This window comes from Mesorhizobium sp. M8A.F.Ca.ET.165.01.1.1, assembly GCF_004792065.1.
Lineage (GTDB): Bacteria > Pseudomonadota > Alphaproteobacteria > Rhizobiales > Rhizobiaceae > Mesorhizobium.
On sequence record NZ_SRTH01000011.1, the window covers coordinates 170,769 to 183,644 of the forward strand.

General features: G+C 59.6%; 8 protein-coding genes and 4 pseudogenes. 6 read left to right on the forward strand and 6 right to left on the reverse strand.

Translation table 11 applies throughout. The features are described 5' to 3' along the window. Positions 1-415: 415 nt before the first annotated feature. A pseudogene (locus tag EN808_RS37820) lies at positions 416-1,141 on the forward strand (pitrilysin family protein); the annotation flags it as partial. A 412-nt stretch (positions 1,142-1,553) separates the two neighbouring features. Continuing rightward, positions 1,554-3,029, forward strand: a complete 1,476-nt coding sequence (locus EN808_RS25365; protein WP_095486045.1) for an NAD-dependent succinate-semialdehyde dehydrogenase — start codon at positions 1,554-1,556, stop codon at positions 3,027-3,029. A 786-nt stretch (positions 3,030-3,815) separates the two neighbouring features. On the opposite strand, the gene EN808_RS25370 is transcribed toward EN808_RS25365, so the two are convergent. After that, entirely contained in the window at positions 3,816-4,331 is a 516-nt protein-coding gene (locus EN808_RS25370; RefSeq protein ID WP_224570032.1) for a DUF2285 domain-containing protein, read from the reverse strand. Between the two features lie 793 nt (positions 4,332-5,124). Between EN808_RS25370 and EN808_RS25375 the strand changes: the two genes are divergently transcribed. Together EN808_RS25375 and EN808_RS37665 are read left to right on the forward strand one after the other, a co-directional pair. Next, the gene (locus EN808_RS25375) at positions 5,125-5,580 is read left to right on the forward strand and encodes a transposase (RefSeq protein ID WP_256748481.1); all 456 of its coding nucleotides are present in this window, start codon (positions 5,125-5,127) and stop codon (positions 5,578-5,580) included. A gap of 880 nt (positions 5,581-6,460) precedes the next feature. After that, a complete protein-coding gene (locus EN808_RS37665) occupies positions 6,461-6,589 on the forward strand; it encodes a hypothetical protein (RefSeq protein WP_281035763.1) in 129 nt (42 codons plus the stop codon). Here EN808_RS37665 and EN808_RS25385 read toward each other — a convergent pair. From EN808_RS25385 to EN808_RS37165, 3 genes and pseudogenes are all read right to left on the reverse strand, one after another. Further along, a complete protein-coding gene (locus EN808_RS25385) occupies positions 6,555-7,184 on the reverse strand; it encodes a hypothetical protein (RefSeq protein WP_126080679.1) in 630 nt (209 codons plus the stop codon). The two genes, EN808_RS37665 and EN808_RS25385, sit on opposite strands and share 35 nt — an antisense overlap. A gap of 192 nt (positions 7,185-7,376) precedes the next feature. Beyond that, positions 7,377-7,690 (reverse strand): annotated as a pseudogene (locus EN808_RS37160) (ATP-binding protein); the annotation flags it as partial. A gap of 10 nt (positions 7,691-7,700) precedes the next feature. Further along, positions 7,701-8,233 (reverse strand): annotated as a pseudogene (locus tag EN808_RS37165) (IS21 family transposase); the annotation flags it as partial. 516 nt (positions 8,234-8,749) lie between these two features. Between EN808_RS37165 and EN808_RS25400 the strand changes: the two are divergent. Then, positions 8,750-9,106 (forward strand): hypothetical protein, encoded by a 357-nt coding sequence (locus EN808_RS25400; protein ID WP_126080678.1) that lies wholly within the window; start codon positions 8,750-8,752, stop codon positions 9,104-9,106. A gap of 569 nt (positions 9,107-9,675) precedes the next feature. Here EN808_RS25400 and EN808_RS25405 read toward each other — a convergent pair. After that, complete coding sequence (locus EN808_RS25405; RefSeq protein ID WP_063169281.1) at positions 9,676-10,992, reverse strand: HipA domain-containing protein; 1,317 nt, start codon at positions 10,990-10,992, stop codon at positions 9,676-9,678. After that, on the reverse strand, positions 10,982-11,320 hold the full coding sequence (locus EN808_RS25410; protein ID WP_063169282.1) for a helix-turn-helix transcriptional regulator: 339 nt from the start codon (positions 11,318-11,320) through the stop codon (positions 10,982-10,984). Before EN808_RS25410 ends, EN808_RS25405 begins: the two co-directional genes overlap by 11 nt. A gap of 611 nt (positions 11,321-11,931) precedes the next feature. On the opposite strand from EN808_RS25410, the pseudogene EN808_RS36430 reads away from it, so the two are divergent. Next, positions 11,932-12,428 (forward strand): annotated as a pseudogene (locus EN808_RS36430) (aldehyde dehydrogenase family protein); the annotation flags it as partial. Positions 12,429-12,876 lie beyond the last annotated feature (448 nt).

The window sequence follows — 12,876 nt, forward strand, 5'->3', positions numbered from 1 at the left end:
GGGCGGCACCAAGCAGGACCCGGTCGGGAAGGAGGGGATGGCCAAACTGATGGCCGGCCTGTTCATCGAAGGCGCTGGCCATTACGACAGCGGTGCCTTCCAGGTGAAGCTCGACCATGCCGGCGCCGAAATGAGTTTGGACGCGCAAAGCGACGACATCTACGGATCGATGTGCATGCTTTCCAAAAAGCAGGACGCGGCGTTCGGCCTGCTTCGGCTCGCGCTGAACGCGCCGCGCTTCGAGCAGGGGCCGATCGATCGCGTCCGCGCCGAGATTGTCTCCCGCATCGTCGGCAGCGAGCGAGACCCTAACGCCATCGCTCAGCGCAAATGGCTGCGCGCGATCTATGGCGCGCATCCTTGTTCAAGGCCGGGAGAAGGCACAAAAGAGAGCCTCCCCGGCATCACGCCGTCCGACCTCCGCGCCTTCCACCAGGCCATTTTCGCTCGCGACGGGCTCCATATTGCCGTGGTGGGTGACATTGACGCGAACACGTTGAGGGAAAGGCTTGACCAGCTGTTTGGTGATTTGCCTGAGCAACAAACCCTCGTCCCCGTCTACGATGTCGCGCCGAAACTCGGTCAACTGGTGGAGGAGAACTACGACCTGCCGCAGACTTCGCTGACGTTGGCCTGGCCTGGCGTGAAGCCTAGCGCGCCGGATTTCTACGCGGCCGTGCTGCTGAACGACATCCTTGGCGGCTCATACTTGACTTCCCGCCTTTACGAGGAGGTACGTCAAAAACGCGGCCTTGCCTATCACGTCAGCTCTGAACTAACCCTTGACTCGCTTCTGGTTACGACAGAGACACGCTCGGACTGCGCTGCCCAAACACTGAGCATCGTGCGAGATGTGGTAAAGCAGATGGCGCAGCAAGGACCGACCGGGGCCGAGCTCAAGGCGGCGAAGAAGCACCTGATCGGCGCCTATGCCATCGACCAACTGGGCTCGACCCGCTCGATTGCAGACCGGCTCCTGGATTTGCAGATTCACAAGGCCGACGTCGACTACAACCAGCGTCGCGCCCGCAGCATCGGTCGGGTGACGCTCAAACAGGTCAAGGCGGCGGCCAAAAAGCTGCTTTCGGCCGAGCCCGCCATTTTGGTGGTCGGCCCGCCGCTGGGCGGCAAGGATGAGTAAAGAAACTCATCACACCTTCCTTCTTCATCGGGGCTTCTCGTGGGAAGAGCGTTGGAGGCCCGTGGGCCAAGCAGATCATGCAGACGCGCGGAGTCGTTTTCGCCGACCTTGCGCGGCATTGGCGGTCCGGCGGCCTCTCGCCGAAATGGCGCTCCTCAGCATGTATGCCGCCTTTTTGCAGAATTCAGTCGCACGCCACCAGCAGGCATGGTGGATGAAGCAAACATCCGACTGCTTAATCCATCAATTGATGAACCGCGGGCACTCAAACTAACGAAACTGCTGTCTTTTCATCGGGCTAGCGTGGTCTACCAGCTGCTTTGCCGAGGCCCTACGACGAACCCACTGGTGCAGAATACACACTGACGGCCCGTCGACCTGGATGTTCGCTGCGTTGAGGAGGAATCCGGTATTGCCCCTGTGCCTGCCGATGATCCGTCGCCTGAAATCCCCGCACCTGTTTGGAGCCATCGACCGCCTGCCGGCACTCGGCAGACCAGTTGGCAATAAGACGTTCGAGGTCGTCAATCCGTCGACCGGCGAAGTTTTGGCAGAGCTTCCCGATATGGGCGTGGAGGAGACACGTGCTGCGGTAGACAAGGCCTATGTTGCGCAGTCGGGATGGGCCGCGTTGACGGCCCGAGAACGTAGCGACGTTCTTTGGCGATGGCATCAGCTGATCATCGACCATGCAGGCGATCTCGCCGCGATTCTGACTGCGGAAATGGGCAAGCCGCTTGCCGAAGCCATTTCAGAGGTATCGCATGCGGCGGCGTATCTGCAATGGTATGCCGAAGAGGCCAATCGCGTCTATGGGGAGACGATCTCGGCACCCTCGACAGACCGCCGAATGCTAGTGATCAAGCAGCCCATCGGCGTTGTTGGCACGATCACGCCATGGAATTTCCCGGCCTCCATGGTGGCGCGCAAAATCTCGCCGGCCTTGGCTGCGGGCTGCACAATCGTGCTCAAGCCCGCTGAACAGACGCCGCTTGTGGCTGGCGCAATGTTCGCCCTCGCCCATCAGGCCGGCTTTCCCGATGGCGTGGTCAACCTGATCTATGCGTCCGAAGGTGATCGCGTGGGCCGTGAACTCTGCACCAATTCCAAGATTCGAAAGATCAGCTTCACCGGTTCGACGGAGGTCGGACGGCTGCTGATGCGTCAGTGCTCTGACCAGATCAAGAAGGTCAGCCTTGAACTCGGCGGCAATGCACCTTTCATCATCTTCGATGATGCCGACATTGACGGTGCTGTTGACGGTGCGGTCCAGGCGAAGTTCCGCAATGCCGGCCAGACCTGCGTTTCCGCGAACCGCATTTACGTCCAATCGAGCGTTCACGATGAGTTCGTCAAGAAATTCGTGGAAAGAATCCGGCACTTGTCGGTTGGCGACGGATTCGATGCCGGAGTGGACATCGGACCGCTCATCGACAAGCATGCTCTGGCCAAGATCGAGTCTCACATCGCAGATGCCATTGCGAAAGGCGGCACAATACGATGCGGGGGCCAGCGTATCGGCAAGAATGGCACGTTTTTCGAACCCACGGTCCTCACCGAGATTTCCAGCGTCATGGCAGTCGCGCAAGAGGAGACATTCGGGCCGCTCGCGCCGATCATTCGCTTCAACGATGCGGATCAGGTCGTGCGCGAGGCCAATGACACGATCTACGGCCTCGCCGCATACTTCTATGCCTCAAACCTGAAGCGGGTCTGGCGTGTGGCAGAGGCTCTGGAATATGGCATGGTTGGCATCAACACGGGACGCATGTCCTCGGAGGCGGCACCGTTTGGCGGGATCAAACAATCCGGCATCGGGCGGGAGGGTTCCCGTCATGGCCTCGAGGACTATCTGGAAATGAAATATCTTTGCATGGGCGGGATTTGAAACCTGCTGCACTGTCTCTCCGCCCCACCGGGGGGCGGCCTGCGGTCAATGCCGCCACCTAATTGGAAGTTCCAAACGCCGTTGACCTGAAACACGGATGCCCGGCAGGAGACTGAGCTCGCTGCCGGGCCGGACATGCCTTGGGAGGGCATAAATCAGCGCTCCTAGGGCCGATGGGCCACTCAGTTCGTGCGCCTTTTGCCGATTGCGTTGCATGTGCCGTGCCAAGCCAAAAAGCATTGATAAACCGCCGATGGATCAGCTTTTGCCCTGTTGCGCATTCTACATTGTGGGATATGCGACAATGCCCAAGCGGTTGAATCGTCGTGTTGCAGAACCCCAGACGGGTCATGACTGCTATTCTTAGGACAGTGCGCAGCAAGCCGCTACTCGCTGCACTCCAGGCACACCATTTCCATAATCAAGCGGTGGGTGCTATGTCTGACCGAGCTGTCGACCAGGGAACGGTGTGAGGCCTCAAATCCCTCCATATTGTTGCACCCGCCGGTCCAACAGGACTGCAGGTCCGGACTCAAAGGATCTTGGCTGCTATGGCGACATTGCGGTGCACGCCGCTTTCCGACCAATGATGTGCGTCCAGGTCGAGGCCGGCCCTAATGAACCACCGCCTTGGCACCCTCGCCCATCTCATTTTCGGCATCGACAAGCTAGACCAGAGCGCACTTGCAAGGCGCCATGCAGTCCTGTCGGCGGGCGAACTGTTGGTGACGGGTACAGCTGCGAGCGAACGTTCATCCACCGACGCACAGCGCGGACTGTCGCTTTTCAAATTAGGAAATCTCTGTAGCCACCATTCATGAGCGCGCGGCCACGCGAGACGGCCCGACGGATGCGGTCGCGCAGATGATCGCGAGGATCCGCCCAGTCGGCATGGACGCGCCGTTGACCGATGAGAACTTCGGCGAGCTCGCGATGAGGTGCTCCGGCGAGCGAACCGTCGAGCGCACGAAGAACGAAGGACAAACGAACGCCGCGCTTTTCCGGCGCAAACAAGCGGGGGGGCAACTGTTGCCCTAGACTGAGAGCATTGAGGCACTCCAGTCCCCTCAGTCGATGCTTTAAAAGCACCGCGGGCCAGATGGCTTGCGTATGCAGGCAAACAGGGTGGAGGATATTCGCGCCCGAGACGGCGAGCTGCAGCGCGTGGTCCGCATTGCGAAGAAGAACATGCTGGCTCTTGTCGGGCGCCAGCAGGACGATTGCACGACAGGGCAATGCCGAGAGTTCGAACGGCGGTGTCGGCGACGAGGCAGGCAACCGTTCCGCAATGACCGGCAGCACATGGACGCACCAGAGCGGACACCAGAATACGACCGAAGCGCGGCCACAAGACTCCGCGAAACAGAACACCCCAGCGTGACAGGTCGCCGGCCGACGCGACCATATCGAGAAAGGATTGGAGAGACCAAGTCTTGCAATGCTGGCGCGCAGCGGTCAGATCGCGCTGGAACGCTGGATTGCGGCGTAAGAACTCCCAAGCCCACTCCCGCAGCGTCAGGCCAGCGGTGTAGTCGTATGATCTTTCATCCCGCCAATCGGCCTGATCCGCGCCAGTCAGGAGATTCATGACTGACATCCCCTGCCCGCGCCTGCGTGCGTCGAAACATTATGCCACTTCGCAAAGCATCGGCGTAGGCAGCAGACGTCGAAGACCCCGTTTCGTTGAAGCGTCAGCCATCGCCACTGTCGGCGACAGAAGATGTGCCCAAATTGCCACCAGACCGTCGAACTGGCACAGCGACGGCCAGCGCGACCTGGAATTGATCCCGTAACAGTCATCGGCTCCTGCGTCGCGATCCAGACGTCCCTTGAAGGCGCAGTAGCGCGGCAGTGGATCGCACGCTGCTTGTCGGCAAGTTGTCGTAGCGGCGGCGCCATAGGCACGGTCATCGGAGGGTCTCCTGCGGCAAGCTTTCGCCATTGGAGGCCAATCTCCCCGCTAGGGCAGCCTGTGCAGTTGCACAGGTGAAGCGGATCAATCAGGGGGAGCCATGGCGGAAACTGGATGATGGCGGCTTGAGGAGAGCGGCGTATCGAGGCGGGTGATGAAGCCTGCCAGTACCTCTCAAGGAGAGTGATACGCCATGAACGAGACTATCAACACATTGTTCGCCTTCGTCAGCCCGACGAAATCGATGATACCCTGACGGATGTACTTCGCAGCGGCGCGCGCAAATTGCTTGCGCATGCGATCGAGATGGAGGCCGAGGCGTATGCCAAGGCGGTCGACTGCCTGACGAAAGATCATATTGCGTCGCTGGCGCTCTACGATTTCCCCGCCCAACACTGGGATCATCTGCGAACGTCCAATCCCATCGAAAGCGTCTTTGCAACCGTTCGCTATCGCACGGTGCGTACCAAGGGCTCGCTATCCTCGAAAACCGCCCAGCTGATGGTCTTCAAGCTGTTGGCCGCGGCCAGGAAGTGGCGACGATTGAAAGGACAAAATCAGTTGCCGAAACTCATCGCAGGTGCCAGGTTCCTGGACGGAATCCAGGTCATCGAAACGAAGCCGCAGAGCGCCGCTTGATCAGCCTCGTCACCCAAATTCCAGCATAGCTCCATCGGAACTGCCAGCCTTCCTTGCCGATCAGGCGCATATCAGCGCTGACGATACCGAGGACGGCGATGGCGGTCACCTCCAGGCCGCCGAGTAACGACCCTCAAAACACCGCACTGGTCGAGGCCAGCCTGAACCGGTATCTTGTGCCTGCCCTCGGGAGTCGCTCTATCCACCATGTGATCGACACCGACATTGCTAACGTCACCAAGAAGATCGTCGCCGGGGGTCACCCGCAAGCGGCTAACACGGCCTTCTGGTGTATGCGGGCATTTTTCAACTGGTGTCGCAAACCGCCGCAACGGCTCATCCGCGGTTTCCCCGCGAGGGATTGGAAAATCCGGATCCGGCCCCGATCGTCAAGCGCAAGCGAGTGGTGAACGATGCCGAACTGGCGGCTATATGAACGGGCTGTGAGCCCGAACCGGGCGATATCGGCTATTCGTTCGGCTCCATCGTCAAGCTGCTCATTCTGACCGGACAGAGGCGTACGGAAGTTGCCGCGATGCGTTGGTCCTCAACCTTGAAGCCGGAACATGGAACTATCGGGTGACCGCACGAAGAACGAAGAGCCTACGCTTATTCCGCTGCCCACACTGGCGGTGTCGGTCCCCCAGACGGTACCGAAGACCAATGACACGTTTTTTTCCCTGCGAGGGGCAACGAAAGAAGCCACTTCTCAGGCTACGCGAAGGGCAAGAAGGCTCTAGACGGCAAGGTCAATACTGACGGGGTGGCTTTGGAGAACTGGACCCTTCACGATCTGCGCAGGACGCTCGCGACAAATCTCGGCAGGCGGCAGGTATTGCCACACGTCATCGAGCACATACTGAATCACAAGGCGGCGTCCTTGACAGACATTGGCGAAATCTACAATCTCTATAGCAAAGTCAAGGAGAAGCGCGAGGTGTTGCAGATGTGGTCAAATCACATCGAATGGCTGATCAAGCAGGCTGCGGATGACGCTCTGGCGGCGTAGCTGCTGGCATGGGCGGAAGATGCGGCGCAACAATCGTCAGAGCCTCATCGAATTGGAGATCATGCTTGACCAGCAAATGCGCGGCCAATGCTTCGATGGCCGACCAGTGATCGAGTACTAGCCGGGCCGTGCAATCTTCGATCCGCCCCCAATCGGGGCGGCGCGGCATCAGGAACCGCAACTCACCATAGATTCGCTTGGCATCCGCGTAGTCGCAGCTCCCCTCATTCCCATCGGACGCATTCATCGCCATATCGCGCGGGTCCAGATAGCCTTCGAATGCGGAGTCTGCAAAAGGACCTGCCAGACACGCAACTATCTCCCGGATCGCATCATCGCGTTCCAAACATCGATCCATATCGTCCTCGAAAATCGGCTTTCGCTTCGAGGTGAATCCTTGCGCTGAATAAAAACCCGCGCCTTCGACAACACCACCGCACTCTCCGTCACCGGCGTCGGGGTAAATACTAACACTTGAGAAAGCAGGGAGTTCACGGTCGTCGTCGAACGTCTGACGGTGCAAAACGATGGCGGCCACCGCGTGCCCGGCTTCGTGATGCGCCACAAGCGGCAGATATTGGGAGGCTACATTCATGCGGTGCGGCTCTCAGGTCTAGTTTGCTTTTGCGCATAGGACCGCAATTGTCGTGCCAACTGGGAAAATCGTTTCGGGCAATGCGATCGCTCCGATAGCGTTGCGTCTCCTGTCTGACATTGTTGGGAAGTCGACACGCGCCCGTCGCAATGCGGTCGACCTTCCGCGCGAGTTGGGTGACCCGTGAAGGCGGCCGACCAGGACGATGTTGCGCTGATCGGCGACGAAGGCGCGGCCGGGCGAGATCGCGCATCAGGGGGTGACCGGCGTGTCGGCGAAGTCGAAGTCGTCGATGTCCTTGGCCAGCGGCAACTTGGCGACAGCGAACTGGTATTTGATGGAGCGGGCCTGCTTCTCCGATATCTCGGCCTGCAAGAGATCACCGACAATCCTGGGCGGCTCGTGCCGTCGCTTGATGGCGACGCGCCCATGATCTCGTCATAGGCTCTGCGCATTCCGTAGAGCTTCAGCGCTCCCATCAGTTCCAGTACCTCGGTGCGTTCCATGGCTGTTTGTCCTCCTGAGACTGTCATAGCGGGTGCAGTCGGCGACACTCGTGAGCTAGCTTCAGCGCTTGGGGAATGGAAAGGATCGTGCCCGGCGCCGGATCGCGGCTGCGGGCCAGGATGTTGAGGATCACCGGCGCCGACGATGCACCGTGCTCGATGGCTTCCTGACAGGCGGCCTCGACCGCGCTCAATCCGTCGGTCAGCACCCAGGTGAGGATCAACACCATCTGCCGGTCGACGTCATCAACCGCCTTGAGCTGCGCCGCACCTTCTCCATTGCCGACCGCACGACCCAGCTAAGGAACGGCGCGCGCCGTGTGCCAGGGATCGTAGACGACCTCGTTGCGGCCAAAGGAGCGAACGTGTTCTCCCACGACCACGCCATCCTCTGGCGGATGCGATCCGATCGACATAAGCATGGATCTCGACGGGCCGACCGACGGCACTCGACAGCACCGAGTATTTGTTGTTGTCGAAGCGCACCGTGCAGGTCTTCGACACCGACGGGGGAATGCAGTGGAAGCCGTCGAAGCGACCGGCAGCCGCTCCCGCTGCGGCTTGGCCGCATTCGCCGACAGCAGCCGGTCCCGCGTCTCACGCCGAGCTCCCATGCGGGGATAGGGCTGGTGCTTGCGCTCGTAGCGGAACTCCGTCTGCTCAGAACGCAGGACCTTGCGCACCACCTTGCGCGAGATCTTCAGCTCACGGCAGATCGCCTTGATCGACTTCCCCTGGACCAGCGACAGCCGACGTATCTTTGCAATCGTCTCTAAAACCAACATCCAAAACACAAATGCCTCCGATCAAGCCGGAGGCATCTTGATGACCCCATCGTTAAAGGGTCCCGTTTGGACGAAAATCACCCTTTAAACAGGGTCCCCATTCCACGAAAAATCAATGCACTACCTTCCAAAGCTGCGAGAGATCGCCACCGACCGCTTTGAAGGGGCTTTCGGCGGTCTCGTCAGCGAGGTTGTGGCATGAAGAAACATCAATCCACAGCATTGGGCCGAAGCATGCCACGGGCTCATGCCGCGGGAGAGCGGGAAGATATTCTTGAAAGAAGCGGTCTCCGACATCAATACCGACAGGATGGGCAGCTTTCTCACATCACTTGAGGTCGAGCGTGGCAGTTGCGACCCGCAATGCAAGGCTGGCGGCGATGGATGCCTTTGCGCGGTTCCTGATTTCGGAGCACCCCGAATATTAGGATACGCTGCAACTGGTGGTGACACTTCCCTTCAAGAGGGCGCGTGGGTGGCACCTGTCGAATATCTCGATGAGCCCGGAAATCAAGAGCGTCCTGGCGCGTATCGTCCGCCGCACGCCTTCTGGACAGCGGGATTACGCTCTGTTTTCGCTGATGTTCAATACGGATGCACGAGTTCAGGGATCCTGAATCTTCGATTGTGACCTTCGTCTGGTATCGCCCTGTCCCGCCGAGCAAAGCAACGACCGCCCCACACTGCTCACCCGGTTCGGTGTTCCATACTTGCTGCGCACACATGGCTGCGGGCGAAGGAACCACCATGGCGGAAAAAAGCATCCATCATCGCCCTTTGCGGGACACGACGGCCATCCACCTCGTCAAGGCGGGTGTTGACATCGCCACCATCAGTCGATGGCCAGGCCACTCGGGCTGAACTAACGATGCGCTACGCCCAGGCCGGTATCGATATGAAGCGGCAAGCGCTCGAACAAGGCTTCCCCGACGTGATGTCATCGGCAAAAGATCAGACGATCATCGCTTTGATGGCTGGATGTTTGGCTGGCTGCACCGCTTGTAGACGCTCAGTTATGTGGAGTTGTATCGCGGGAAGTCGCGCGTCTTGGGCTTTTGCGGTGTCAGCTCCACATCTCTCCGCAGTGCACGTTGTCACTGTTGAAGAGCCGTTTGTTCAATCTTCGTCCTGGCACGGCAAGGGTTGTCGATATTGTGGGCGTCTTGCGCTTGCCGAGCTTGTCCGAAATCCAGCGCCGGATCAGGCGTGAACACTGTTGCGTAGTTCGTCAGCCAGAGCGCGGAGAACGTCGGCGCTTCCTTCCAGCGCCGTAAAAGCGTAGGGATTGAGGAACTGTCGGCCCCAGAACAGATTGCGATCTGTGCCGGATAGCGTAGCTTCCTCGCTGACACGCGGCCAATTCTCCGCAATGCATCGGAGCTGGCCTTCAACAATCGCAAGAGCTTCCGGCGCGCTGAGCAGGAAGTGATGCGCCGCTTCAAGGCAGGACGCTATCCGGCTCATGCGGTTATTGCCGCTGATGAGCATGGCCTGGCTGGCCTCCTGGCCACTGCGGGCCTGCGGACAAATATCGTACGCAGGCGTGAGGGTGAGCTTAGCGCCGTCCCAGAATGCCGCATGGTTGCGGGCATGATCGTCGGTGTTGCCGCAAAGTATGTTGAAGACAATGCGGCTGAACAACTCGCGCAGAGTTTCCGACGGCGCGGTGAATCGGTGGCGAATGATCTCCGCCAAATCCTGGTAGCTGGCGTAACGCGCCATCATCTCATCGAGCGCGAGCATCGTCAGCGCTGAGACCATGGATTTGCGTTGCCAGCCGCCCGTGACCTTGATCCGGTCGAATCGCTCGACGAGCAACACGTCGTTGCCTGCGGCGCGAACGAGCGAGACGGATGCCGCTCTGATGCCGCACAAGGCGGCAAGCCGCATGGCTATGAATTCTCCTTTGACGACGCTGTAAAGGTCGGCAGACGAGGAAAATTTCGCGACATGCTTGACGGCGTCACCCTCGATCAGCGCCTTTGGCCTTGCGCCGCCGATCGAGCTGCCGTGATGCAGCGCCTGATCTAATTCGGGGGTGAGCGGAATACCTTTCTCTACCCGCTCCGCCGATTGGACAAGCTCTTCGAGAGTGGCATTGGCCAGTGCGCGCGGCTCGTAATGCATTGGCGAAAACTGAAAATCGAGCGCGCCGATGCGGTCCGAGCCTGATTCCAGCAAGAACGTCAGTTCTGAAATATCGAGCCGCGCGATTTCATCGCCCTTCACACCGAATTTGCGGTTTAGGATAACCCGTCGTCCCCAGGCATCAGGGGCAGCATCGCGGATGCATCCCGGCATGGTTAGGCCAGGAAGCAAAGGCAATTCGCCTGCCTTCAGGGGCAGTTCCGGGAGATAAAGCGGGATCGCGCTTCCCAGTTCACGAAAGCTCCTGCCATAGTTGAAGCTGACGAGTCCGTCATGGGCATATAGCCGCCCGGCGACAACCGGCGCGGTCTCGCCCGGCAGCCAGACCCAGACATAGGCTTCGTCGTACTTGGGGACCTTAGAACTCATCGACGATCTGCTTGCCGGCCTTGTAGACGTGCTTCGGCAGCAGCGCGATGCGATCGTCCATGCGGCCTGTGAGGGCTGTGATGCCATTGCCGTCGGCATCGAACAGCTTCACACCGACAATGGCAGCAGCTTCGAACATCAGTCCGATTTCGACTTTGGGATCGCCCTTCTCGATGCGCTGCAGGGTGCTGCGTGAAACACCGATTCTCTCGGCTAACTCCTGTGCGGTTAACCGGTGCTGCATCCGGCCAAGCCGGATGGTCTTACCGAAAAGGCCAAGCGCTTCCATCGCGTAGCGCGAATAGGTGCGTTTATACGTTGCCTTCATTCGGGTCTCTGTGACCTATGCATGATCCATATCGCCTTCTTTCGAACTTTATATAGGTAATGTCACAGAGCGACTGCCAAAGTCAAGACTCCGTATCGCAAGCGTTACCCATCCGAACGAGGAAGGCGGATATTGCCGACGGCTCCTGCACAACCGGCCAGCTCTGCGCGTCTCGGGCGAGGCGGAGATCTGGCGCTGGATCGCGGACAGCCTTGAGACGCCTCGCATGAGTCATTCATGGGCGGTCCCTGGTGCGGGGCCGCGGCGCTCGACTGCTGGCCGACATTCTCGGCGGCGGGACCCGCATCCGGCTACACCAGCACTTTTCGACCGCATACGCGCCCAGCTTCTCTCCGAAATCATTGCCAATGAGCGCGAACCTCATGCGATCGCCGAGCTGGCCTGGCGGCGCGGAATCTACGCACGCATCCGTATTCGAGACCGCCCAAGGGAGGCTGACTAGCGTAACGCCCTCCGATCTAAGCGCCTTCCACAAAGCCGCTTTCGCACGCGACGGGCTGCATGTGGCGGTCGTAGGCGACATAGATGCCAAGCCCTGAGAGTAAGGCTCTACCAGCTGTTCGGCGATTTGCCTCAGAAACTGGCGCTTGCCGGCGCGAACCAGTGGTATCGCGAGGGCGAGCACGCCGAGCGCTTTTCCTCCGCCCTCCACTGACCACAGACCCGCACGCAACGAAGCCGCGCTCGATCTTATCGTGGCGTGGCTAGGTGCAATGTTTGCTCTCGCCATCAGGCCGGCTTTCCCGATGGCGTGGTCAACCTGATCTATGCGTCCGAAGGTGATCGCGTGGGCCGTGAACTCTGCACCAATTCCAAAGATCAGCTTTACCGGTTCGAACGAGGTCGGACGGCTGCTGATGCGTCAGTGCTCTGACCAGATCAAGAAGGTCAGCCTTGAAACCGGCGGCAATGCACCTTTCATCATCTTCGATGATGCCGACATTGACGGTGCTGTTGACGGTGCGGTCCAGGCGAAGTTCCGCAATGCCGGCCAGACCTGCGTTTCCGCGAACCGCATTTACGTCCAATCGAGCGTTCACGATGAGTCCGCCGAGAAATTGTGGAGAAGGTCCGGCACTTATCAGTGGTCCGACGTCTACTCCCGGAGCGAAGCCGTCGCCAACCCAAGATCGAGTCCCACATCGCAGATGATAATTCGATGCGGGGCCGAACGATAAATATGCATGCTTTGGCCACCCCGAGGCAGGGCTCATTGAGATGATCCGACCGCCTTGGAACAAAGATGGGGTAGAGCAGATGAAGCGTTGGCAGCGTGTCTCCATTCGACGCGAGCGCTTAGGATGGGATCACGATCATTCGCATCACGCGCAGCCGCAAGGGCGATGCCATGGCTACTTTGGAATCGTTGAAGTGGTTTGAGCCGGACAGTCACAAATACACCCGTTACGCCGCGGCTCAGGAAACGGGGCGGCGTCCGGCGGTGGAGGTGCTCGCTGACTTAAAAAGGGTGCGGGCAGTCGTTGCGCTTGAGAGCGACGACATTTGGGATCCGGCACGGGGTGACCTGCTGCCAA

Excerpts from the sequence above, each read along its gene's own strand:
- EN808_RS25385 (WP_126080679.1), bottom strand. The coding sequence starts at position 7,184 with ATGAATGTAGCCTCCCAATATCTGCCGCTTGTGGCGCATCACGAAGCC.
- EN808_RS25405 (WP_063169281.1), bottom strand. The coding sequence starts at position 10,992 with ATGAGTTCTAAGGTCCCCAAGTACGACGAAGCCTATGTCTGGGTCTGG.
- EN808_RS25410 (WP_063169282.1), bottom strand. The coding sequence starts at position 11,320 with ATGAAGGCAACGTATAAACGCACCTATTCGCGCTACGCGATGGAAGCG.